The following is a 22,452-nucleotide window of genomic DNA, read 5'->3' as shown; positions in this document are numbered from 1 at the left end:
CCGGCTGGCGCGCGACGAGCGCGCCGGGGGAGACTGGGCGCTCGATCTTTCACCGGAGGATACTGGGCAAGTGAGCAGCGCAGCCTTTCCCGCGAATTTCTTTCCCAATAATTTCGTCTGGGGCGTCTCGACGTCCGCCTATCAAATTGAGGGCGCCAATGTGGCCGACGGCCGGGGACCGTCCATATGGGACACCTTTTCCGATTCGCAGGCCGCCTGCGACCATTACCACAGATATGTCGAGGACATCGGCCTGCTGAAAGACCTGGGCGTGACCGCCTACCGTTTCTCGGTGAGCTGGCCGCGGGTGGTCCCCGGCGGCTCGGGGCGGATCAACGCCGCCGGGCTGGATTTCTACGAGAAGCTGGTCGACGAATTACTCGGCGCGGGCATAAAGCCGTACGCGACGCTCTACCACTGGGATCTCCCGCAGGCGTTGGAGGACAAGGGCGGCTGGGCGGTCCGCGACACGGCCGCGCATTTCGCCGACTACGCGCGCGTCGTGCACGATCGGCTGGGCGACCGCGTCGACACCTGGTTCACGGTCAACGAGCCGTGGGTGGCGGCCTTTCTGGGTTATGGCTCCGGCATTCACGCGCCGGGCCGCACCTCGGCGGCCGACGCCTTCAGAAGCGCGCACCACCTGCTGCTGGCGCACGGGCTCGCGACCCAGGCGCTGCGCCCGTCCAAGGTGGGGCTGGTGCTCAACTTCGGCCCCGTCATGACGCCGGGCCAGGTCGGCGACCTGTCGATGGAGCTGCCGGAGGAGGACGCGGACGCGGTGGCCAGGATCGACACGCTGATGCACCGGCAGTTCCTGGAGCCCGTGCTGCGCGGCGCCTATCCCGCCGAACTGCTTCCGGTCATCGAGCGGACCGCGGGCCTCGACCATGTCCAGGACGGCGACCTGGCCGTCATCTCCCAGCCGATCGACCTGCTCGGCGTCAATTACTACGCGCCGACCGTCGTACAGGCCCAGCCGAGTCAGCCCGCCGACCCGGCCTATCCGGGAAGCGCGGGAATTCTCTTCTGCACCGTGCCGACGGCGGTGACCGCGATGGGCTGGCCCATTGTCCCGGACGCACTCACGCTGCTCCTCAGCCGCCTTTCCCGGGAATATCCCGACACCCAGTTGATGCTCACCGAGAACGGCGCCGATTTCATCGACGTGATATCGGGCGACGGCATTCACGACGTCGACAGGATCAATTTCATCGAGGAGCACCTGCGGGCACTCCGGGCGTCGATCGAGGAGGGCGCGCGGGTCGGCGGATATCTGCTCTGGTCATTGCTCGACTGCCTGGAATGGGCCGACGGCTACCAGCGCAAGTTCGGCGTCTACCACGTCGACTTCGCCACCCAGCGGCGGCGGCCGAAGGACAGCGCCCACTGGTACCGCGACGTCATCAAGCGCAACGGCCTGGGCGAGAGCCGCCCGAAACGGCCCACGCTGGAGACCGTCGCCGCCCGCGCCTCGGTCTCCAGGGCCACCGCGTCCCGCGTCATGAACGGCGAGGCGTCGGTCAGCTCCGAGGCCCGCGCCAGCGTGCTGCGCGCCGTACAGGAGCTGGGCTACGTCCCCAACGCGGCGGCCCGCAGCCTGGTCACGCGCCGCACGGAGTCGATCGCGCTGGTCCTGTCCGCGCCCAGGCCCGGCGGCGAGGCGCTGACCGCGGCCGTCGTCCAGTACGTCACAAGCGTCCTGGAAGGGGCGGGCAAGCGGATCACGCTCATGCTCGCCGACACGGCGGAGAGCCACCGGCGCATCGTCCAGCACGTCGAGGCCCGGCTGGTGGACGGTGTCATCCTCGCCATGCCGGACCGGACCGGCCCGCTGACCGAGAGCCTGGCCCGTACGGGCCTGCCGCTGGTCCTGCTCGGCAAGCCGCCGGTCGCCTCCCTGGTCCCTTACGTGGACGTGGACAACATCGGCGGCGCGGCGGCGGCGACGAACCACCTCCTGGCCGCCGGCCGCCGCGACCTCGGCATCATCTGCGGCCCCCTGGACCTGGTCACCGTCCAGGACCGCCTGACGGGCCACCGGAACGCGCTCGAACGGGCGGGCGCGCACCCCTTGATCGCCACCGCCGACCCCACCCTGGAGTCGGGCGCGGCGGCGGCGCGACGCCTGCTCGCGGACAACCCCCGGCTGGACGCCGTCTTCGCCACTTCCGACCACCTGGCGATCGGCGCGCTGCGCGCGGCCCGGGAAGCAGGCCGCCGGGTGCCTGAGGACCTGGCGATCGCGGGCTTCGACGACATAGACGCGGCCGCCTGCACCACACCGTCCCTCACCACGGTCCAGGCGCCGGTCGCGGAGCAGGCCATGGCGCTGGCCAGGCTGCTGTTGTCGAGGCTGGAAGGCAGGCACACCACGTCGGTCATCGTCCCGACCCGCCTCGTGGTGCGGGAATCCACTTAGACGGCTCCACCGAGGGGGCCGTGCGTGCGAGGGCTAAAGCGCGTCGGCGAGATGGGGGAAGACCTTGGACACCTTCGCGAGGAGATAGTCCCCGTATGTGCCGTTGAACGCCCGCAGATCCTGCCCGTCCCAGCGCGCGCGGCCCCCCGGTGTGTACGGAAGCGGCGGCACCTCACAATCCCACCCGGGATCGAAGAAGAACGGATAACTCAGGCGCTCGTTGCCGCTCAGGTTGCGCACCCGGTGCGGAGTGGACCGGTAGAGGCCCCCGGTCAGCTTGTCCAGCATGTCGCCGATGTTGCAGACGAACGTGCCCGGCAGCGGTGGCGCGTCGATCCAGCCGCCAGAGGTGTGGACCTGGAGCCCCTCGTTGCCGTCCTGGAGCAGGAGAGTGAGCAGCCCATAGTCGGTGTGCTCGCCGACGCCCCACTCGTCCTTGTTCGGCACCGCGGGCGGATAGTGAAATATCCGGAAAAGGATGGTCGGATCGGCCGTGTAGCCGGTGCGGAAATAGTCCTCGGGCAATTCCAGGCTGAGCGCGATCCCCGACATCACGGCCTGGGCGACGCCGGTCATCGTGCCGAGGTAGTCGAGTACGGCCGCGCGCAGCTCCGGCACCTGGCCCGGGAACAGATTCGGGCCGTGCAACGGCACCTCACTCGAGGGCTCCTCGGCGCCGAAGTAGACGCCTTCCTTCTGATCCGGCCGCCCGGACGTCAGCTCGTCGCCGACCGGGAAGAATCCGCGCCAGGCCCGGCCGCCGCGCTCCATCGAGATCTCGTTCTTCACCTCGACCGGCAGCTCGAAGAACCTCCTGGCCGCCGCGTCGAGGCGGGCGACGAGCTCTGGGGAGACCCCATGGCCGGAGACGTAGAAGAATCCGCTGTCCCGGCAGGCTGCGCCGATCCGCTCCGCCACAGCACCCGTGTCCTTGGAGAGCAGGAGCGGTGAGATATCGATCACCGGCAATTCACTCACGACGCCATTGTTCCGCATTCCCGGCGATTAGCATCGAATGACAGGACCGCGTTGGAGGCCGCATGCGCTTCACTCGCCGGAACGAGCACGAGCACGGGGACGAATCCGACGAGCCACGCCAGGTCGCCCGTATCGCCCCCGCCGTCGCGTACGACGGAGACCTCTACCACCTGCCCGACTGGGTGCGGCGCCGCCGCGAGGAACGCGAGCTGGGCCGCGCCCACGCCACCGACGGCCAGATCGACACGCTCACCCTCGAAACCGGCAGCGTGCCGCGCTTCCACGAGCTGGAGGACGAGCGCCTGGCCGAACTGGCCCAGATCGAGAACCTCACCGAGCGCGAGATCCAGCAGGCCCGCGCCGAGTTCGAGGCGCAGAAGATCAAGCTGACCGAGTCGCAGCGCACGTTCGGGGAGGCCCGGCAGGCCCTCGACGACACCCAGCGCCGGGTGCGCGAGCTGGAGCAGCCGAGCAGGCGCCCCGGTGACGGCCGCCCCAGCTCCATCGCGCTGTCCGGCAGCCGCTGGCCGGTCGTCCGCCGCTGGCTGCCCGCCGCGCTGCTCCTGCTGCTCCTGCTGATCGTCGAGGTGCCCATCCTCTACCAGGTCATCCTGAACTGGGGCGACAGCGTGGCGATGACCGCCCTGCTCGCGGCGGGCGCCGCGTTGATCATGCTGGTCGCACCGCACATGTACGGCAGGTCGTTCCGGGCCTGGCAGGAGAACGGCAGCCCCGCCAAGGGGCGCTGGCTGCTGATCGGCGTCGCGCTCGTCTGGCTCGGCCTGATCGTCGCCGTGGCCGTGCTCCGCCGCGAGGCCCTGGTCAAGCCGCTGGTCGTGGACGGACAGGAGATCGGGCCCACCTCCTCCGGCGTCGGCCTCCTGCCCACCATGATCCTGCTGCTCGCCCTGCTCGTCGCCACCGCGTTGATCGCCGCGGACCTCGGGCGCAGGATGCACAACCCCAACGACCGCCGCCTGCGCGAGCTGCGCGCCAAACGCGACGCCGAGGCGTCGGCCTGCGCCGCCGCCCAGGCCGACTACCAGCGAGACGCCGGGTACGCGGAGAGCGTCGCCCAGTATCTCCAGGCCGTCGAACGGCGTCAGGCCAGCAGGATGAGGCAGCTCGACAGCGGCTTCGACAGCCTCGGCACGGCGTACCTGGGCGGCGTGGTGGAGGGCCTGCACGACCCGGAGGCGGCGAGCTGGGCCGAACGCATCGTGGTCAGACGCCGCAGCGCCCAGGGAAGCTGAGCGTCTGATCAGCTCGCGCGCTCGGCCTCGCTGCGCTCAACACAGAACTCGTTGCCCTCAGGATCGCGCAGCGTCACCCAGCCGCGCCCGTCAGCGGTCCGGTGGTCCTCGTACAACTTCGCCCCAAGGGAGATGATGCGCTCCACCTCCTCATCGCGGGTTCGTTGGCCGGTCGGTATCCAGTCGAAGTGGATCCGGTTCTTCACCGTCTTGCCCTCCGGCACCCGGATGAACAGCAGGCCCGGCACGGGCGAGGGCGCCACGACGAGCACCTCGGGGTCACCCGGCTCGTCCCCGTCGGACACCGGCCACCCGGTCACCTGGCTCCAGAAGGTCCCCAGCTCGTACGGTTCGGCACAGTCGATCGTCACATGGCGCAGAATCATGACGCCAACCCTAGCCAGGTGATCAGAGCGGTCCCGCCATCTCCCCGAGAGGCGGGACCGCTCTGATCATCTGACGCGGTCAGGTGGTGGAGAACGTGAACCAGTTGACGTTGACGAAGTCGGCCGGCTGCCCGCTGCTGAACGTCAGGTAGACCGTGTGCGTACCGGTCACTCCAGAGATGTTCGCCGGTACCGTCCGCCAGCTCTGCCAGCCGCCCGTGTTGGCCAGCGCGAAGTCGCCGATCGGCGCGGCAGTGGGGCTGTCGAGCCGTACCTGCACGAGCCCGCTCACACCGGCCCCCGCCCCCGACGCCACCCTGGCCTTGAACTGCCCGGCGGCCGTGGAGCCGAAGTTCACCCCGTCGAAGCGGAGCCAGTCGCCGTTGGCGATGGAGCCGACGTTCTGGCCGCCGCCGGTGTCCGTGGTGGTCTCGACGATGGTGCCCGACTGGGCCTGGTAGCTCTCGGCCTGGATGGTCGAGCGGGCGTCCACGCCGCCGGGCGGGTTGGTCGGTCCGGAGCTGCCGCTCTGCCATACCGCCACGTAGTCGACGACCATCGGCCGCCCCGGCACGGTGGCCGCGACCGGCGTCCCGCTGCCGGCCACCCCGTTCGGGAACGCGCCGCCCATGGCCACATTGAGCAGCAGGAAGTAGCCGGCGTGCCCGGTCATGTTGGCCCAGCTCGTGGCGTCCATCTGCGACTGGCTCACGCTGTGGAACTGCTGGCCGTCCACGTACCAGCGCAACTGGTTGGGACTGACGCTGCGGTCCCACTCGAAGCGGTAGGTGTGGAAGGCCTCCTGGCACGTCGAGCCGGGGCAGGCGCGGTTGGCGCCCAGGCCGGTGGTCTCGTTGCACGGCCCGCCGGGGCTCACGCCGCAGTGCAGGACGCCCCAGACGGAGTTGATGCCGTTGACGTTCTCCATGATGTCGAACTCGCCGATGCCCGGCCAGTTCCAGTAGTTGCCCCGGTACGGCGAGCCGAGCGCCCAGAACGCCGGCCAGTAGCCGAGGGCGGCCTGACCGGTCACGTTCGGCATCTGGATGCGGCCCTCGATGCGCAGCACCCGCCCGTCGGCCGGCTTGAAGTCGGATCGCGTCGTCTCGATGCGCGCCGACGTCCATTCGCCGGAGCTACTGCGCTGGGGCGTTATGCGCAGATTCCCGGCGCCGTCGAGGCCGAGGTTCGAGGAGGAGCCGGTGTAGTTCTGGATCTCGCCGGTGCCCCAGTTGCCCGGTCCGCCGGGGTACGCGTGCCCGGTGTCCACGATCCAGTTGGCCGAGGAGGGCGGCGCGCCCGCGTTGCCGTTGAAGTCGTCCGACCAGACGAGTGACCAGCCGGAAGGGGTTGGGGGCACGGCCGCGGACGCGCTCACGGCCACATGCACGAGGAGGGCGGAGAGCACCGCCAGCGCCACGGCCATCGCCGCCAAGCGCCTGCGGCCAGGTGATTGTGCTGCCATTCCTTGCTCCTGGGGGATGCGGAGGCTGGAGGAGAGATCGTTGCTAGAGAGCGCTCTCTCAACGAGACGTAAACACAGGCGTAACGTCGTGTCAACAAACCGCACTCACAGCCTTGACGGCGGCGAGAAAGACCACCCCTCGCAGACGGAGAGCGCTCTCAAACGCCCCCCCCGCTACAGGAGGTCGACCGGGCTCGCTCCCGCCGCCTCGAACGTCTCCTTCCAGAAGTCCTCCAGCAGCGGGAAGCGATCGGGGCTCGCCGTCTTCTCCCGCAGAAACCCATGCACGACCACCCCGTAACCAGCCAGATCAGGCATCAACTGCGACTCCCGCAACTGCTTGGCCTTCTGCTTTCTGGCGGTCTCGCTCAGGTCGAGCTTGTTGATGTTCAGCTCGCCCCGGTTGTTGATGAGGTCGCTGAAGACGATGATCTGATGCGCCTTGTCCGGCTGCCGCTGGGCGCTCATCTGCTTGACGAGGTACCGGAGCGCCCCCAGCACGTCCGACCCCTCGCCTTCGGTCGGGCAGTCGAACAGTTTCACCGCCCGGGGGAGCACCTCGGTGATCCGATGGGCCCGGATGCGGTCCTCGACGACCGGGTTCGCGTTGGGGTTCTCGGCCTTGGTCGCGGCGATGGACACCGGGTCCTGGCGGCACGTACTGCTTTCGGAGCTCCCGGTCACGGCGGCGTACGCGATCCAGTCACAGCCCTGGGCGAAGGCGGGCAACTTGGAGGTGACATCACTGCGGGAGGTCGCCGGATCGGCATAACTCGTGGAGTCCACGACCACCCCGCACACGGCCTTCGCCTCGGTCCCACACCCCGCGACCCCGCCCACCACCAGCACCACCACGGACACCGAAGCCATTACCCGTCGCGTGACGTCCGCCCAGGCCGCTGAAATCGTAGCCCGCCGCCCATTGTCCGCCCAGGCCGCCGAAGCCGTAGCCCGCTGTCCGACGCCTGCCCAGGCCACCGGAGCCCTCGTCCGCAGTATGGTGCCCGCCCGAGCCGCTGACCGCCCCCCAACGCCTGCCCGCCGCCTGGCCGCCTGCGTCAGGGGCTCCCCCCGCCCCCCGGCGTCGCCTCCACCTGCGCCCGTCATCGCCTTCCTCCAGCCCCTGGCTCGTCACCCTCCGACCTGACGCTCCGATCAGGCGCCATTTCTTCAACGCGGCCCAGTATGGAGGCCGAGTCGGAAGCGGGGTGGTGGCCTACATCGGGGCTGGCGTCGGAACCCATGTCGGCGTTCGTGCCGGGACTGGCGTCCGAATCGGAGATGGCGTCCGAACCGACATCCCCTTCGGAATCCTCCGGATCCAGGTCGGCATCGGGAGCTGCCTCTCTGGGCAGGGAACGCCGCACCTCGCCAGGCAGCGTCCGCGGTACGACCTCGGCGTGCCACACCTCGATCCGCGCCTCGACCTCCTCCATGATTCGCCCGATCTCCTCCCGCCCGGAGACCGCCGCCGCGCTGCCCCCCGAGGAGTCCATCGCGATGACCTCGCCCTTCCACAGCGAAGGAATCTCCTCTTTGCGCGGATGGGCCCGCATCACCCCACCCCGATAGGCGGCGATGAGCTGCTCGGCCCTGGCGTGTACGGTCTCCACGGCGTGGTTGCGCTCGATCAGTGCGCTCTCCCACTCCTGCGTGAGCCGCTCGATCTGCGCCCTGGCCCGATGCACCGTGTCACTGGCCTCCTGTAACACCACCCTGCGTCGCGCCTCACCCCGCCGCCGCCTGGCCTCCGCGATGGAAATGAACGCATCCTCCGCACCAGCCGAGGCCCGCGCCGAAACATCGGCAGAAGCAGCAGCGGAATCACCCGCCGCCCCAGCACCCTCTACGCCAGCCCCAGCCCTGGCAATGGACCCGGAGCCCGACCCCGACCCTTGGCCCGACGCGGCCCCCGACGCCGACGCCGACCCCGACCTTGGCGCGGACCCGTTACCGTAGCCGCCGTCCGGCCGCAGATCGGACCGCCCGAGTTCGCGCAGTATCGTCTCCCGAGCCCCCACAGCCCGCTCAAGCAGCGCCGTCCTGGTGGCCGCCAGCCGCCGATCAACCTCGGTGATCCGCTCCCGCGCAAGAGCACGCACCTCGGTCACGTACGAAGGCTGGAACTCCGGATCGGTGAATTCCCCAAGCGGATGCTGCCGGGCATCCCGCATCCCCTGCCGGCGCGCATCCTCCCGCTCGGCCAGCGGATCGCCCGCCCCCCACTTGAACAGCCGCGACCAGAACGCCATCCGCGTCTCCCGGCAGAGAACCGCTACCCGGCTAGAGTGCCCTGGCTCACCACCCTAATCGCTCAATCCCCACCCAAAGCAGCCCTCTCCTCAACACAAGACCAGCCAACGCATCGCGCTGGAAGCGCCAGAACGCGCGCACTGGACGCTGGTGACAATCGCGGAGGAGGCAAGCCGACCGGCAAGCTCAAGCAGCTGATGACCGCGCTCGACTCCCACCTGCGCCTGCAAGCCGGACGTCCCGGTACGCCTCCACCACGCCAAGGGTGACTCCGACGTCGCGTACGACAACGCCCTGTACTGCCAGAGCCACCTGCGCTCCCGCGGCGCGACGCAGACCCTCACGGACGCGGGCGACGTGGACCACAACCAGACCGTTCGCAAGGCGCTGGCCTTGGTGATCGCCGGTTTCAATCAGTGATGTCATCAGGGGGAAATCAGGGATCGCCTTGAGGCCGGGTACGGGGCGGATCGCGCAGAATTGAGCACCATGAAGATCGAGAGAACGGCGATGATCGCGGGCCTGCTCGGGCTCGCGGCGGTGTTGACCGGATGCGGCGCCGGTATTACGTCCGAGGCGGACACAAAGTCGTACGACCTCACCGACAAGGTGGCAGCGCTGCACATCGAAGCCGACGCCGGCACCGTGGACGTGGTCGAGTCGGATCGGCAGGGCATTCATGTGATCGAGCGCCTCAACTGGCGCAAGAACAAGCCGACGACCCGCCGCGAGGTACGGGGTGACACGCTGGAGTTGGCCTTCGACTGCCCGACCAGTTGGGGGCTGGGCGCCTGGGGCGTGACCTGCGACGTCAGCTACCAGGTCGAGGTGCCCAAGGGCCTGCGCGTCAAGGTCCGCTCCGACTCGGGGGACCTGACACTGAAGGGGCTGTCGGGCACGCTGGAGGCCACGAGCGACTCCGGGGCCATCGAGGCCAGCGGCCTGACAGGCAAGTACGTCGCCGCGAAGACCGATTCGGGGGACATGACCCTGACCTTCACCGGGCCGCCTGACAAGGTCACGACCGTCACCGATTCGGGCAAGACCGTGATCCACGTGCCGCAGAGGCCGTACCGGATCGACGCCAGAACAGACTCCGGGAACAAGGTCATCAGGACCGCCAGTGACACCTCGGCCCAGCGTTCGATCGCGCTGTCCAGCGACTCCGGGGACATGGAGGTCGCGACTCCCTGAAGCCCTCCTCCAGCCCGCCGGTGTTCTCGGAGACCGGCGACCGGCACGACGCCGAAGACCTGGTGCTATCTCATGTCTAGAGGCTCCTAATCTCGTCGGGCTCCTTCGGGCCAGATCACCCGGACGGACACCTCCCGCCGGCGGGCCTCAGCCACCACGTCAGCGGTTCCCCCATAGCCTCGGGCGGGCTGCCCATCCCAGACGGCGAACAACACATCGGCGTTGTCGAGCATGCGTGCGCCGGCTGTCATGTGGGACTCCGAGGTCGACTCCTTGAAGTCCAGCCGGTGGGCTCGGACCGCCCGGCCCAGCAACTCGTCGTAAGCCGCATGGCACTCGCTCGGCAGCCCGTCTCGGTACTCCTCGGCCGGAACCACGACCTCCAGTACTCCACCGAGGTCGAGCACCCCGAGAGCGAAAATCTGATCGGCTCCATCCGCCAAGCAGGACAACCCACTGATGTCGGGCAGGTACTCCGCGAGCGCCCCACGTATCGCCCGATCGACCAGTACGGCAGTCTCCTCCGGCAAACCCCGATGACCGGAGACGGCGATGCGGACCATGATCCTTACCGCGCTCTCGACGAGATCCGCCCCCTGCTGAGCCAGCACCACATGCGCATCAAATCCATCGACACCCGATCAGTCTCGCTAGCGGATCTCTTAACCCTCGCCCAAACCACAGCCGAACCAGATCAAAGCGCCTAGTAATTTTTCTGCGGCTCCTCATGTAGCCGACTGTCCGGAATCTGCTGGGCGCCTCAGGGTGTCAACATGGCGTGGCTGACGTTCGTGGCGGGTGTGCACTTCATCGCGCTTGTGCCGGTCTGGCGAGAACGTGGCCTTCTGATCCCTGGCATGCTCCTCATCGTCGCCGGTTTTGCCCTGGCCATCGCCACGGCCCTGAAGTGGGTGCCCGTCGTGAGCGGCGTGCTGTCCGGAATTACTATTCTGGCCGGATCCACCGCCTACTCCTGGCGCACGCTGACGTCGATGCGGTAGTCCAAGCGCAGACCCGTCTCCCGCAGTTGCTCACGCGGTGGACGACCACCCGTCGAGGCAGCCAGATGGTAACCGCTCGGCCCAGCCACTTCCCCAGATAGAGCCACACTCATCGGATATTCGTGGAGCACACAGGCCAGGCTGCAGATAGGGGAGTCAGTCCATCCGAATCCGCATCGGCTCCTGAGCTCTGACGTTTGCCGGAGGAAGCGTGCGCCTGGTTTGACGATTGTCGATGTCGAGAGGGGTGACCGCGTCGGTACGGTGCAGAGGTCCCGCCAGGCAAGGAGTTCGATGAGCGCGCCTGTAGTCACGCCCAGCCGACACGTCGAGTAAAGGCCGACAAACTGCAGATCGAGCTGTACGCCGTGCTGTGCTGGGACAGGCCGGTGGAGCAACCGGAATGGAGAGCTGATGACCATCGATCCGTTTGAGTGGCTGCGGCCGGATACCGGCGAGTCGCTCGCCTGGCAGGAGCGGCAGGACGCCGCTGCTCGTTCGTATGTGCGCGACTGGGAGCACTTCGCCCGGGTACGCGACCAACTCGCAACCGGTCCCGCGGCGCAGAACGCCTCCGACAGCCTTGGGACGAGCACGCCTCGCCGCCTCGGCGGCCGATGGTTCCGGCTGGCTCCGGTGGCGCCGGGGCAGGCGGCGCTGGGTCTGTGGGTGTCGGATGTTCCGGACGAGCCCGGCAGGCTGCTCGTCGATCCCCGTGCGGGCGAGTACCTGCGTGAAGGTGAGCCGGCGCAGCTGGTCTGGTACGAGCCCACGCCGGACGGCACCCGCGTCGTGTTCGGCGTCTACCACGGTGGCGAGATGATCGGCCAGCTCCGCGCGGTCGATGCGGTGACCGGCCGCGATCTGCCGATCGCATCGCACCGGCACCTGCTCACTGGCGCTGTCCCGGGCTGGCTGCCGGACGGCAGCGGGTTCTACGTGTGCGATCGTTCGGAGACCGGCGACCATCGGGTCTGGTTCGTGCCGGTGCAGCCGGCGGGCGAGATAGGCGCGCCGGTGAACGTGATCGGCCGCCACGAGCTGGCCACCTCTCCATCCGGGCTGACTCCGCAGGTCTCGCCGGACGGCCGCTGGGTCATCACCCTCACCGGGCAGCACGAGCAGGTGGCAGGTCATCTCGGCGACCGGCTCACCGGCGCGTGGCGCAGGTTCATGCCCGACGGCTATGAGGGCGAGTGCCACGGTGTCTGGTACGACGACGACACCTACGTCGCCGTGGTCACCGGCGATGCGCCGCGTGGGCGGTTGGTCGCGATCCCGGTCGCCACCTCCACCGACGTACGGACCTGGCGCGAGCTCGTACCCGAGTCCGACGCGGTGCTGCGCTGCGTCACCCAGATCGGTGACCGCCTCGTGCTGTGCGAGGTGGCCGACGCCGTCGCCGGCTTCCGGCTGGTCACCGGAGAGGGCAAGCCCGTCGAGCGCATCGCGACGCCCGGTCTCGGTAGCTCGCCGACGGCCATGGTGAGCCGCCGCTTCGAGCGCTCGGAGGTGCTGACGTTCTCGTACAACACGTTCGTCGACCCGCTGACGCCGTACCGTTACGACGCCGACCGCGGCGAGCCGGTCCCGACCGGCCCCCGCCAGCCGGGGCTGGGCGGGATGACCGTCGCGCGCCGGTTCGCGACCAGCCGGGACGGGACCCGCGTGCCGTACTTCGTCGTGCACCGTGCGGACCTGGACCTCGACCGGCCCCGCCCCGCGGTGGTGAACGGCTACGGCGGCTTCAACGTGGCCTGGCTGCCGCGCTTCCTCGGCAACTACGCGCCGTTCCTGCGTGCCGGCGGGATCTACGTGCACGCCGTCCTCCGGGGCGGCGCGGAGTACGGCCGGACCTGGTACGAGGACGGCCGGCTGTCGCGCAAGCAGAACACCTTCGACGACCTGTTCGCCATCGCCGAGGACCTGATCGCGGCCGGCTTGTCCGAGCCCGCGCGGCTGGGCTTCCACGGAGCCAGCCACGGTGGTCTGCTCGCCGGCGTCGCCCTCGTCCAGCGTCCCGACCTGTGGCGGGCGCTGGTGGCCGAGGTGCCGCTGTTCGACATGCTCCAGCCGCTCGGCCCCGGCCACCCGGCGCCGCAGGCGGTGCGCTCGGTCTTCCTGGAGGACTACGGAGATCCGGACGAGCCTGGGGACGCCGACATCATCCGCGCCTATTCGCCCCATCACAACATCGCGCCCGGCACCCCGTACCCGGCCATCCTGCAGGCGTTCGGCGAGCATGACCTCGGCTGCCAGCCCTTCCACGGCCGGCTGTTCACCGCCAAGCTCGCGCCGGCGAGCACCTCCGGCCACCCCATCCTGCTGCGGGTCTGGAAGGGCGCCGGTCACGCCGCCCTGGACAGCGCGCAGGTGAGCGACCACGCCGCCGAACTGCTGGCCTTCCTCATGCGGGAGCTGAGCATGATCCCGGCATAGCCTGGTCGCCATGGCATCGGAGCTCCAGAGACTCGTCGACAGCCTTGGGGCGCGCCTGGGCAGGTCGGTGGCACTCGACGACCAGAACATCCGCCTGCTCGCCTACACCGCGCACACCGGCGACGTGGACCCCGCCCGAGTCGAGTCGATCATGCGCAGGCGCGTTTCCCCCGAGCTGGTGGCCCACATCCACGCAAGCGGCGCGCTGGAGGCACGCGGCCTGTTCATCGTGCCCGCCCGGCCCGAACTCGGACTCGACGTGGCCCGCGCAGGCATGCCGGTCCGGCACGAGCAGACCCTGCTGGGCTTTGTGTGGCTGCTGCTGTCGGACGGCTTCGTCACCGACCAGGAGGCGACGGCGGTACGGCAGGCCGCCGAGAGCGCCGCGCACACGCTCCACCGGGACTTCCTGATCGGCGAGCTGAGCCGGGGACGGGAGCGTGAGCTGGTACGCGACCTGATCTCGCCCGACCTCCGGCTGCGTGGCGACGCGGCGCAGCGGCTGATCGAAGAAGAACTCATCACCGCCGGTCCCGTGCGCGCGCTGGTGGCGATCGTCGCGCACGAACCTGGCCGGCCGCTCGGCGACCAGGGCAGGCTCGCCCTGACGGTCGGCCTCGACCACGCGCGCCGCCGCCTCCCCCCGCGCAGCGCCATCCACCTGGAACGCCCCGACCACGGCATCCTGATCCTCGTCCAGCCCGTCCCCTCCCGGGCAGAGACCGACGACCTGGCCACCGCGATCCACCGGCAGATCACCGCCGAGAGCGGCAGGACACTTCAGGAGTGCTGGGTCGGCGTCGGCGAGCACCGCCCTGCTCTGACAGACGTCCACCTCTCCTACGCCGAGGCCAAACGGGCCGCCGACATCGCCGGAACCATCCGGAGCCTCGGCCCCGTCGTCTGGCACTCCGGCCTCGGCGTCTACGGGCTGCTGGCCGAACTGCCCGCCGACCTCCTCGGCCGCAGCCTCCATCCCGGGCTGCGCCGCCTGCTCGACCACGACGGCGGCAACGACGCGCTGGTCACCACGCTGGAGACGTTCCTGGGCAACGCCGGCGACGTCAAGCGCACCGCCGCGAGCCTGTGCATCCACCGCGCAAGCCTGTACTACCGGTTACGCAGGATCGAGGAGATCGCCTCGGTCGACCTGTCCAGCGGGGACGACCGCCTCGCCCTGCACCTCGGGCTCAAGGTCGCCAGACTGATCAGGCTGAGATGACGCCCCTGCGACTGCCCGCCGCGCAGCGGCTACGGCCTGAACCTGCGCTTGACTGGTCGTACCCGCCGAGCCCTCCGGCGCTGACTCCCAGGTGAGCGCTATGCCGTGCAACCGGGAGGCAGTCCCTTTTTCCAATTGTCGCACCAGTTCGCTGGCGGCCCCCAGATCTGGCCGACAGAGCCGAGGGACGACCCCATCGTCAAGTCGTTCACCTGAAAATTGACCAGATGGATGACGTTGCCTACTTTCCCCGAGTAGCTGCCGCCCGGGAGCCAGCCCAATTTCATCCAGCGTTCGCCGTTCCCGTTGCCGCTCGGCTTACTGTCGTCGCGATAGTGGTCCATGGTGTACGTGGTGAGAGTTCGCTGCTGGTAGTGCACCACCTGAAGGTTGATCGAGACAGCGCATTTGGGTCCCTCGACATATCCGGTGACGTCCATCGTGCTGCCGGACGGCCAATAGCCGGACGGGACGACCAGACTCCCCATCCACCAGTAGCCCACGAACTTGCATCGCCCGTGTGTGACGACGACCTGCCGCGTCGGAAACTTCGCGGAGACCCACCCGCTCGCGGCGGCTGTTTTCGCCGCCTGGGCGGTTTTCAGCGTCTGAACGGCGGATTTCTGCTCGGCAGTCTGGGCCAGACTGGTGTCCAGCGGTCGATCGCCCGCGCCGCAGGGAGACTTCGGCGAGCCGAAACCGTAGGACTGGATGACCGCCATATTCTTGCAGATCAGGGATTGATAACCGACGAACACTTCCCGCCACGGGCTCCTTAGCAGGTTGTCGGCGGGCACCACGTTGTAGACGTCGTGGATCAGCCTGTCCCCGTAGCCGTCGTTGAGATGGAAGGGCGGAGTCGCCATCGTTCCCGACGGGCCCTGCCTCTGAGAGTGCGGTTCGCGAGTGAGTGCCCGTGATGTCCCAGCGTGATCGTATGGATTTGTAGCGTTACCGCCGGTTGGCGGGTCCGGTCGTGCTGTGATGGTCGAGTGACTGAGCGCAAGCCCTACCCCAGCGACTTAACCGACGCGCAGTGGGCATTGATCGAACCGGTACTCACCGCGTGGAAGGCCGCGCACCCGTCCGTCAGCGGCCACGAGGGCACCTACGAGCTACGCCAGATCGTCAACGCCATCCGCTACCAGGGACGGACCGGCGTCCAATGGGACTACCTGCCGCACGACCTGCCGCCCAAGAGCGCGACGTACTACTACTTCGCCAAGTGGCGCGACGACGGCACCGACAAGACCATCCACGACCTGCTGCGCTGGCATCTGCGCGAGAAGAAGAAACGATTAGCCGACCCCAGCCTGGTCGTGCTGGACACCCAGAGCATCCACGTCGCAGCCGGGGTCCCCGCCTCCACCACCGGCAAGGATGCCGCCAAGCGCGTGCCGGGCAGGAAGCGGGGCCTGGCGGTAGACGTGCTGGGCCTGGTCATCGCCGTGGTCATGCTGGCCGCCTCGGCGCATGAGAACACCGCCGGGATCGCCCTGCTGGACCGGGTCGCCGCCACCACCGAGGGCACCGTGACCAAGGCGCTGGCCGACCAGGGGTTCAAGAACGCCGTCGTCGAGCATGGCGCCGGCCTGGGCATCGACGTGCAGATCGTCGAACGTAACCCCGCCGGCAAGGGTTCGTCCCCCAGCCCAAGAGATGGGTCGTCGAGCAAACGTACGGCATCTTGATGTTCCACCGGCGTCTGGTCCGCGACTTCGAACACCTGCCGGCCAGTTCCGAATCCCGGGTGTATTGGGCGATGACGGACGTGATGTCCCGCCGCCTGACCCGTGGCACAACCCCGCCTGAGCGGTGGACATGACGGCGCCCAAGCCGCCCGACGTGCGCCAGTCCGACCCCGGCACCTGGCTCCTGGACCGGATCGACGCCCGCGAGCACTCCCTGACCTGCCAGATCGAGCAGACCCAGGCGGAGATCGACACTCTCACCGCGCATCTGGCCGAACTCAGCGAGCAGGTCGAACACCTGCGAATCAGCCGCAAGACCCTCCTCTCCCTCGCCGAAGAAGATCCTGCCCCGGCCGAACCGGTCGCGCCGCCGCCGACTGTCCCCGATCACCCCGCCTACCAGCAGATTCTCGCCGCCTTCGACGAGGCCGACGGCTCCCTGCGCGCCCGCGACCTGGCCCTGGCCATGGACCTGCCCCTGAGCCAGAACAACATCCAGAACGTCCGCGCCAAGCTCAAACGCCTGGCCAGCCGCGGCATACTCGTCGAGACCGAGCCAGGATTGTTCACCCAGCCTCGCCCATAACCCCAGCGACGACCCTTCAACCGGCCGATCTATCCCAACCGCACCGGCGAAAGGGACATCAACTCGCGGAACGCACTCTCACATCGTCGTGCCATCTTCCAGAAAGGTGGCTCTCCGGCCAGGGCCCGTAGAACGCGCAGGTCACAGGCAAACCGCTGAACTGGGTTCGCGGTGGGATTCAATGCACGCATCCGCCGTCCCACGTCGCATCTTCCTTTCTGTCCAAAATCCGTTTCGAGATGTTTGGACAACGGCACCGCGAGAGATTGTCCAAAACGCTATGGCCTGGACAAACGCGCCCTTAAGAAGATCTCGCAAGTTCTCCGCGAACGAAAGGGATCCCCACGTGAAAAAGCTCATCGCGGCCCTGGCACTGGCAGGCGCGAGCCTCACGCTCGTCGCCGCACCGGCTTCCGCGACCTCTGCGACCAGCACCGTCTCCGCCTCCTCGGCCGCGGCCCTGCCCAACTGCTGGGGAGGTACCGACTGAGGCCGTCGCGGACAGATGTGGTGCAACGGCGCCGCCGGCCATGTACGCCTCGTCACAGAGTGCAACCTCGCTCCTTGGGCCGACAGCGGCGAGATGTACAAGCCCGCCGGCAGCTTCTACTACGAGAACACCTGCCTCTTAGGAGCCATCCGCGTCCACACGTACGTCTACCCCTGAGCACTGCCGACCACCGAGCCGCTGTCCGGGCCTAGCGTGATCAGGGGGCTCAGGTAGGGGCTGGCGCCATGATGGCGCCGGCCCCGCTGGTAGCGGTCCGCCATCTGCGGCCCACCGCCTGGCGGCACACCCGGCAGCCCGATACGCCGACCGGCGCCCCTCTGGCTCGCGGGATCGAAGACATCGATCTCGCCGTTGCACGCGACCGGCGCGCCGCGGTCCGCGGCCCAGATCTGGGCTGCGCACTACCGCGCGTCGGCCGCGTGTTATGGCGAACTCGATCGCCATTGGACGCAGAGGCCCTGAGCGGCAACTTTTCAGGAGTCAAGCTTTCCACGGCAGCCGGACATCGAGGACGAAGTGCCTGTTCTGGTTGGCGTGCGCTATCGTGCCGCCCGCCATACGGACCCGTTCCCCCAGGCCGACCAGGCCCAGCCTGCTACCGGGACCGGCGAAAGCCTCGTGCGGCGTCGGGTTGGTCACGCGGATGCACAGCGCGTCGCCCGGCTGCCCGTTCAGCTCGACCGTCACGCTGCTGCCTGGCGCGTGCTTGCGCGCGTTGGTGAGCGCCTCTTGAACGACCCGGTAGGCGTTGCGGCCGGTCTGTGTGGGCAGCAGGTCGCGCTGCTCGATGGTGTCGGCCACGTCGACCTTCTGCCCGGCGGCCCGTACCTCATGGAACAGTTCTCGCAGGTCGGCCAGTGTCGGCTGCGGGCCCGCGGTATCGCCCTCGGAGTGGAGGGTGCCGAGCACGGTGCGAAGCTCGTTGAGTGACTGGTGGGCGCTCTCCTGGACGGCCTGCGCGGTCTGCCGCATCTCCTCCGGGCCGAGGTCTGTTCGGTAGGCCAGCCCGCCGGCGAGCATCGCCAGCAGCGACATGCGATGGGCCAGCGCGTCGTGCATCTCGTGGGCGATGTTCGCGCGTTCGGCCAGCTTGGCCTGCTCGATGTGCTGCAGCTCGGCCCGCTTGGCGGCCAGGTCGGCGTCGCGCAGGGAGCGGAGATAGATGCCGAAGACGGTCAGCCCGCCGAGGATCGCGGTGCTGGTGACCAGGCTGATCATGGCCTGCTGTGTGGGGCCGCCCGCGAACGCGTACCCCGCCGCGCAGGCCCAGAACAGGGCCGCGATCGGGATGATCTGCCGCCAGCGGCGGTGTGCGCACAGGGACACGTACGCCACATAAGCGGGACCGGTCGCCATGCTGGACAGGACGGTCAGCAGCGCGGTCACCGCGGCGATCTGCCACGACCACCGGTGCCGCCACCTCATGAGGACCAGCGCCACCACGCTCAGGCCCACGTCGAGCAGGGCGCGTGGCAGCCGATCCGGCTCCTGCGGGACGAGCCAGACCCAGAGCGCGCCGTAAAAGAGCATCGGCGCCAGTGCCGCGACGTAGCGCAGCGCACGTCCCCATCGGTCAAGAGGATGCTGATGGCCAGAGTGATCGTGCACGGACCCAAGCATAGAAATCCTCCGGCCCCGGCGAGCACCGCCCTGCTGGGGCCGCGCACCCCGAGCACCTGAGGCAGAACCTGCGCGACGCCGACGTCACCGGCGGGGCGGATCGGTGGTTCAGCGGTAGGAGCGGATCAGCGGCAACCCACCCTGAGGAGCCAGAGACGACCTTGGTACTTGGTGGGCTCGCTGCCGTTGCCCTCGGCGTCATCGTGTTCGGCCTTGATGGTCACGCAGAGGTTCCTGCCGTAGACCTTCACCGGACCCGCGTAGAATTTGAAATCCCCACCATCGTAGTCTCTCTTGTTCTTCACGTTCTTCACGTTGTCATCGCCCATAAGGTCGTTTTCCATATATATATTCATCGGAGTTCGCACGCCGTACCGCGCTTTGCCGGGACGCTTGGCGAGGACGGCGCAGTTCCAGCCGGTTCTCGCGTTGTAGTAGAGCTTGACGTCACTCCGGTAATAGGTCTTTCGGGTAATGGCGTCTTTCAGCGGCAGGGGCCAGCTGCGCACCAGCGATCCGGTGCAGCCGTACGCGCCCGCGTTCGCCGGTGCTGACGCGAGTGCTTGCAGGGTCATGACGGAGGCCGTCGCAAGAACGACCGACAGAGATCTGCGAAACATCGAAAACTCCTGACTTGACGTCGTCACAGGGGTGGGATGCCGCACGAGTCCGGAGATCGGCTCCATTGCGAGCGCAGGGGGCCCTCAGCTCCGCCGGCGAGGATGCTCACGTGACCGCTCCGCCCGCGTACCAAGATCGCCTCATTACTTTCGGTATTTGCTCCGGTCAGGACGACATTCACAAGATACTCCATTCTGGAGCGCTTGCTCTGTTATCGTGAATGGTTTTGCCGCCCTCGTGATCTCGATCGGTTGCTGGACGTCGTCGAGCGCCTGGTGGCCGACGGCGGCCGGGGGCGGTTCAGGGTGCGAGCGCCGGGGTGCGGCGCGACGGTCCCCTTGGCGAGCGGGGTCTGCTGACTCGCACAGAAGAAAACACCACCCCTGCATGACACGCAGGGGTGGTGCAGGGGGGAGGGAGGGGAGTCAGCCCTTCTCGGCCTCGCCGGTGGCCTGTTCCATGGCGTCCTCCGGAGACGCCTCCAGGTCCTGTTCGGCGTCGGCGCCTGCCTGGGCGGACGCCTTGTCCAGGCGGACCCAGCTCGTCACGCTCTCCACCGCGAACAGCACGAACAGGTACGCCGTCAGCACCGCCAGCACCGGCGTCAGTACGCCCAGCGCCGCGCCGACACCGATGATCAGCAGGCGCAGCTCCCAGCCGAGCCCCGCGTGGAAGACCCACGCGGGCGGCCAGATGCTCTGCCGTGTCCGGTAGACGGTGTCGTACGTGTGATAACCCACGACGTACACGAGCACGAACAGCAGCCACTTCGGCACGTCGGCCGCCAGCCCCACCGCGATGATCGTGAAGAACTCGGCGCCGCGCAGCAGCGGCGGGGTGAGCCAGTCGAGGCGGCCCAGGTGGTCGCGGGGCGCGGTCGGCAGCACCAGCAGGAGCACGATCAGCGGGGGCACGAGCAGGATGGGACCGGGCTTCAGCACGCCGGTGACCGTCACGGCCACGACCGCCAGTAGGGCGACGAGCGTGGCCGGGACCGGCGGGATGCCCTTGCCGATGCGGCCCGCCAGCGCGTGTACGAGAGGGCCGTCGTCGCGGTAGGCGAGTAGGCGGGCGGTCTGGATGCGGCGGCGTTCCTCGTCGGGATCCGGCGTGGGAGTTGCTGCGGCCAGTGGTGCGGTGATCATGCGAGCGACCTCATGAGGCGTCCGGTGAGGGTGTAGGCGGCGGCGACGGAGCCCCAGATCACCAGGGTGAGGAAGGTGATGCGGGCGTCGAAGAGGGCGGCGGTGATCGCGATGGCCGCGAACCGCTCGCCGATGGGGAAGACGATCATCTTACGCGCCCAGTGCACCGCTCGGAACCGTCCGGCGCGGGTCCACATCTTGAGCACGCCCCGGATGCCCTGACTGCGCTCCACCTTACGACGCTCCAGCGCCTTGCGCAGGGCGCGGTCGTCGGGGGCGTCCAGGGGAAGCGTGGGCAGCTGGGCGGGCGGTTTGCGGCGGTTGGAGACACCGAAGGAGAAGTCGAGCAGGTGGCGGGTGGACTGCAGGCCGAGTGCCGCCAGCGCGAGAATCCAGATGTCATCGCCGTTGCCCGATACGACCCAGCCGATGGCCAGGCCGGCGAAGACGACGTATTCCTTGAAGCGGTCGAAGGTGGCGTCGAGCCACGCGCCGAGCACGCCGAACTTACGGGCGTAGCGGGCGACCTGGCCGTCGACGCAGTCGAAGACGAAGGCGAAGTAGATCAGCACGCCGCCCGCCACCATCCACGGCCGGGCGCCGGTGGCGAAGCAGGCCGCGGCGAGCACGCCGAGCGTGATCGAGATGAGCGTGACCTGGTTGGGCGTCAGGCCGCGACGGGCGGCCCAGCGGGCGATGAAGCGGGAGTAGGTGGAGACGAAATAGGTGGTGAAGAAGCCATCCGCACCCTTGACCGCGTTGTTGAGTCTGGCCCGGTCCTCGTCGATGCCGGACATCTCGGTGCCGGCCTCGTTGACCTCCTCCTGGGTGATGACCCGGCGGTAGAAGAGGTCGCGGCGGCCGCGGATGCCGACGGACACGCCCTTGCGGACCAGGCCGAAGACGATCAGCTGGACCAGGTCGTCGTCGGCGCCGAACGAGCCGGCCATGTCGGCGAGTTCGCGGCAGGTCTCCGCCAGCGTGGGAGCGTTGCGCGCGCTCACGTGCAGGGGGCCGAGCAGCACCGTGTTGGGCCTGGTCACGGCGTGGTTGGCGGTGCCGACGGAGATGATGCGGGACTTGCCGGCGCGGGCGCGGACGGGCAGCCCTTCGAGCTTGTTGAGCCCGATCTCGGGCTCCGCCTCGTCGATCGGGACGATGTCCTCTTGCGCCTGGTCGACCACGTCCGGGCGCGGCTCCTTGGCGACGAGGGCCAGCGCGCCGCGCTTGGCCTTGGTGATCTGGTAGATCAGCTCGTCGTGGACGATCGAGTTGTCCGGGATCAGGAACAGGTTCTCCGTTGCGGACTCGGCTACGTCGGCCAGCGCGCGCAGAGCGGAGGCCACGTCGCCGGGCTCGATCGTGGCCGGCTGCGGATCCAGGGAGAGGATCTGGCTGCGCAGCCGTTCGGCCACGGTGGGATTGCCAGGCAGCGCGGCCAGCCTCAGGCCGGTCGGAGCGGTGTCGGGGCCGGGCGAAGAGCCCAGCAGGACCACGCGGGTCATGACTCCCTTTCGAGGCGGTTGCGGGGGGTTGAACAACGGGTAGAGCGGGGACGGACGTCAAAGTCTAGTGAGGGTTGCGCAAAGTCGCTCCATCCGCGCTCTGCGAAGCCGTTCCACCCGGCCTTTGCGGAGCCGCTCCACCCGAGCATGACCTTGGCGC

21 protein-coding genes are annotated in these 22,452 nt (G+C 68.6%); 10 read left to right on the top strand and 11 right to left on the bottom strand.

The features are described from left to right. Positions 1-70 precede the first annotated feature (70 nt). Positions 71-2,422 (top strand): GH1 family beta-glucosidase, encoded by a 2,352-nt coding sequence (locus tag ACQP2T_RS45115; protein WP_433510994.1) that lies wholly within the window; start codon positions 71-73, stop codon positions 2,420-2,422. A gap of 33 nt (positions 2,423-2,455) precedes the next feature. Here ACQP2T_RS45115 and ACQP2T_RS45110 read toward each other — a convergent pair whose 3' ends face one another. After that, complete coding sequence (locus ACQP2T_RS45110) at positions 2,456-3,400, bottom strand: isopenicillin N synthase family dioxygenase (RefSeq protein ID WP_433510993.1); 945 nt, start codon at positions 3,398-3,400, stop codon at positions 2,456-2,458. A gap of 62 nt (positions 3,401-3,462) precedes the next feature. Here ACQP2T_RS45110 and ACQP2T_RS45105 point away from each other — a divergent pair, with 62 nt between their 5' ends. After that, positions 3,463-4,653 carry a hypothetical protein gene (locus ACQP2T_RS45105; protein ID WP_433510992.1) on the top strand — a complete coding sequence of 397 codons (1,191 nt, stop codon included), beginning with the start codon at positions 3,463-3,465 and terminating at the stop codon, positions 4,651-4,653. An 8-nt stretch (positions 4,654-4,661) separates the two neighbouring features. On the opposite strand, the gene ACQP2T_RS45100 is transcribed toward ACQP2T_RS45105, so the two are convergent. From ACQP2T_RS45100 to ACQP2T_RS45085, 4 genes are all read right to left on the bottom strand, one after another. Continuing rightward, positions 4,662-5,039 (bottom strand): VOC family protein, encoded by a 378-nt coding sequence (locus ACQP2T_RS45100; protein ID WP_433510991.1) that lies wholly within the window; start codon positions 5,037-5,039, stop codon positions 4,662-4,664. A gap of 79 nt (positions 5,040-5,118) precedes the next feature. Next, positions 5,119-6,504 (bottom strand): glycoside hydrolase family 16 protein, encoded by a 1,386-nt coding sequence (locus tag ACQP2T_RS45095; RefSeq protein WP_433510990.1) that lies wholly within the window; start codon positions 6,502-6,504, stop codon positions 5,119-5,121. 174 nt (positions 6,505-6,678) lie between these two features. After that, positions 6,679-7,374 (bottom strand): hypothetical protein, encoded by a 696-nt coding sequence (locus ACQP2T_RS45090; RefSeq protein WP_433510989.1) that lies wholly within the window; start codon positions 7,372-7,374, stop codon positions 6,679-6,681. Positions 7,375-7,607: 233 nt separating this feature from the next. After that, on the bottom strand, positions 7,608-8,756 hold the full coding sequence (locus tag ACQP2T_RS45085) for a hypothetical protein (RefSeq protein WP_433510988.1): 1,149 nt from the start codon (positions 8,754-8,756) through the stop codon (positions 7,608-7,610). Positions 8,757-9,246: 490 nt separating this feature from the next. On the opposite strand from ACQP2T_RS45085, the gene ACQP2T_RS45080 reads away from it, so the two are divergent. Continuing rightward, entirely contained in the window at positions 9,247-9,951 is a 705-nt protein-coding gene (locus tag ACQP2T_RS45080) for a DUF4097 family beta strand repeat-containing protein (RefSeq protein WP_433510987.1), read from the top strand. An 86-nt stretch (positions 9,952-10,037) separates the two neighbouring features. Here the strand turns inward: ACQP2T_RS45080 and ACQP2T_RS45075 are convergent, their stop codons facing one another. Then, positions 10,038-10,565, bottom strand: a complete 528-nt coding sequence (locus ACQP2T_RS45075) for a hypothetical protein (RefSeq protein ID WP_433510986.1) — start codon at positions 10,563-10,565, stop codon at positions 10,038-10,040. A 159-nt stretch (positions 10,566-10,724) separates the two neighbouring features. On the opposite strand from ACQP2T_RS45075, the gene ACQP2T_RS45070 reads away from it, so the two are divergent. The 3 genes from ACQP2T_RS45070 (at position 10,725) to ACQP2T_RS45060 (ending at position 14,613) form a co-directional block, all read left to right on the top strand. Beyond that, positions 10,725-10,952 carry a hypothetical protein gene (locus ACQP2T_RS45070; RefSeq protein ID WP_433510985.1) on the top strand — a complete coding sequence of 76 codons (228 nt, stop codon included), beginning with the start codon at positions 10,725-10,727 and terminating at the stop codon, positions 10,950-10,952. A 414-nt stretch (positions 10,953-11,366) separates the two neighbouring features. Then, positions 11,367-13,391, top strand: a complete 2,025-nt coding sequence (locus ACQP2T_RS45065) for a prolyl oligopeptidase family serine peptidase (RefSeq protein ID WP_433510984.1) — start codon at positions 11,367-11,369, stop codon at positions 13,389-13,391. 10 nt (positions 13,392-13,401) lie between these two features. Beyond that, entirely contained in the window at positions 13,402-14,613 is a 1,212-nt protein-coding gene (locus ACQP2T_RS45060) for a PucR family transcriptional regulator (protein WP_433510983.1), read from the top strand. Between the two features lie 98 nt (positions 14,614-14,711). Here ACQP2T_RS45060 and ACQP2T_RS45055 read toward each other — a convergent pair whose 3' ends face one another. Then, positions 14,712-15,479, bottom strand: coding sequence for a hypothetical protein (locus tag ACQP2T_RS45055; protein ID WP_433510982.1), 768 nt, complete (start codon positions 15,477-15,479; stop codon positions 14,712-14,714). 126 nt (positions 15,480-15,605) lie between these two features. Between ACQP2T_RS45055 and ACQP2T_RS45050 the strand changes: the two genes are divergently transcribed. The 4 genes from ACQP2T_RS45050 (at position 15,606) to ACQP2T_RS45035 (ending at position 17,557) form a co-directional block, all read left to right on the top strand. Further along, positions 15,606-16,304 (top strand): IS5 family transposase, encoded by a 699-nt coding sequence (locus tag ACQP2T_RS45050; RefSeq protein ID WP_433510981.1) that lies wholly within the window; start codon positions 15,606-15,608, stop codon positions 16,302-16,304. A gap of 130 nt (positions 16,305-16,434) precedes the next feature. Further along, positions 16,435-16,890: a hypothetical protein gene (locus tag ACQP2T_RS45045; RefSeq protein ID WP_433510980.1), complete on the top strand. Its 456-nt coding sequence runs from the start codon at positions 16,435-16,437 to the stop codon at positions 16,888-16,890. Between the two features lie 346 nt (positions 16,891-17,236). Next, positions 17,237-17,380 carry a hypothetical protein gene (locus ACQP2T_RS45040; RefSeq protein WP_433510979.1) on the top strand — a complete coding sequence of 48 codons (144 nt, stop codon included), beginning with the start codon at positions 17,237-17,239 and terminating at the stop codon, positions 17,378-17,380. A 15-nt stretch (positions 17,381-17,395) separates the two neighbouring features. Continuing rightward, on the top strand, positions 17,396-17,557 hold the full coding sequence (locus ACQP2T_RS45035) for a hypothetical protein (protein WP_433510978.1): 162 nt from the start codon (positions 17,396-17,398) through the stop codon (positions 17,555-17,557). 324 nt (positions 17,558-17,881) lie between these two features. Here ACQP2T_RS45035 and ACQP2T_RS45030 read toward each other — a convergent pair whose 3' ends face one another. From ACQP2T_RS45030 to ACQP2T_RS45015, 4 genes are all read right to left on the bottom strand, one after another. Then, complete coding sequence (locus tag ACQP2T_RS45030) at positions 17,882-19,009, bottom strand: sensor histidine kinase (protein WP_433510977.1); 1,128 nt, start codon at positions 19,007-19,009, stop codon at positions 17,882-17,884. Between the two features lie 137 nt (positions 19,010-19,146). Beyond that, complete coding sequence (locus tag ACQP2T_RS45025) at positions 19,147-19,641, bottom strand: hypothetical protein (protein WP_433510976.1); 495 nt, start codon at positions 19,639-19,641, stop codon at positions 19,147-19,149. Positions 19,642-20,067: 426 nt separating this feature from the next. After that, the gene (locus tag ACQP2T_RS45020; protein ID WP_433510975.1) at positions 20,068-20,787 is read right to left on the bottom strand and encodes a DUF5941 domain-containing protein; all 720 of its coding nucleotides are present in this window, start codon (positions 20,785-20,787) and stop codon (positions 20,068-20,070) included. After that, positions 20,784-22,292: a CDP-alcohol phosphatidyltransferase family protein gene (locus tag ACQP2T_RS45015; RefSeq protein ID WP_433510974.1), complete on the bottom strand. Its 1,509-nt coding sequence runs from the start codon at positions 22,290-22,292 to the stop codon at positions 20,784-20,786. The genes ACQP2T_RS45020 and ACQP2T_RS45015 overlap by 4 nt, the downstream gene beginning before the upstream one ends. Between the last annotated feature and the right edge of the window lie 160 nt (positions 22,293-22,452).

It is taken from the genome of Nonomuraea sp. CA-143628, assembly GCF_050942315.1.
Classification (GTDB): Bacteria; Actinomycetota; Actinomycetes; order Streptosporangiales; family Streptosporangiaceae; genus Nonomuraea.
The sequence above is the reverse complement of the archived record's forward strand: the minus strand, read 5'-3'. Positions and strand labels throughout refer to the sequence as shown.

Bases quoted from the DNA above. Each gene is read 5' to 3' on its own strand.
- ACQP2T_RS45105 (WP_433510992.1), top strand. From the start codon at position 3,463: ATGCGCTTCACTCGCCGGAACGAGCACGAGCACGGGGACGAATCCGAC.
- ACQP2T_RS45100 (WP_433510991.1), bottom strand. From the start codon at position 5,039: ATGATTCTGCGCCATGTGACGATCGACTGTGCCGAACCGTACGAGCTG.
- ACQP2T_RS45095 (WP_433510990.1), bottom strand. From the start codon at position 6,504: ATGGCAGCACAATCACCTGGCCGCAGGCGCTTGGCGGCGATGGCCGTG.
- ACQP2T_RS45090 (WP_433510989.1), bottom strand. From the start codon at position 7,374: ATGGCTTCGGTGTCCGTGGTGGTGCTGGTGGTGGGCGGGGTCGCGGGG.
- ACQP2T_RS45085 (WP_433510988.1), bottom strand. From the start codon at position 8,756: ATGGCGTTCTGGTCGCGGCTGTTCAAGTGGGGGGCGGGCGATCCGCTG.
- ACQP2T_RS45080 (WP_433510987.1), top strand. From the start codon at position 9,247: ATGAAGATCGAGAGAACGGCGATGATCGCGGGCCTGCTCGGGCTCGCG.
- ACQP2T_RS45070 (WP_433510985.1), top strand. From the start codon at position 10,725: ATGGCGTGGCTGACGTTCGTGGCGGGTGTGCACTTCATCGCGCTTGTG.
- ACQP2T_RS45065 (WP_433510984.1), top strand. From the start codon at position 11,367: ATGACCATCGATCCGTTTGAGTGGCTGCGGCCGGATACCGGCGAGTCG.
- ACQP2T_RS45060 (WP_433510983.1), top strand. From the start codon at position 13,402: ATGGCATCGGAGCTCCAGAGACTCGTCGACAGCCTTGGGGCGCGCCTG.
- ACQP2T_RS45055 (WP_433510982.1), bottom strand. From the start codon at position 15,479: ATGGCGACTCCGCCCTTCCATCTCAACGACGGCTACGGGGACAGGCTG.
- ACQP2T_RS45045 (WP_433510980.1), top strand. From the start codon at position 16,435: ATGACGGCGCCCAAGCCGCCCGACGTGCGCCAGTCCGACCCCGGCACC.
- ACQP2T_RS45035 (WP_433510978.1), top strand. From the start codon at position 17,396: ATGTGGTGCAACGGCGCCGCCGGCCATGTACGCCTCGTCACAGAGTGC.
- ACQP2T_RS45025 (WP_433510976.1), bottom strand. From the start codon at position 19,641: ATGTTTCGCAGATCTCTGTCGGTCGTTCTTGCGACGGCCTCCGTCATG.
- ACQP2T_RS45020 (WP_433510975.1), bottom strand. From the start codon at position 20,787: ATGATCACCGCACCACTGGCCGCAGCAACTCCCACGCCGGATCCCGAC.
- ACQP2T_RS45015 (WP_433510974.1), bottom strand. From the start codon at position 22,292: ATGACCCGCGTGGTCCTGCTGGGCTCTTCGCCCGGCCCCGACACCGCT.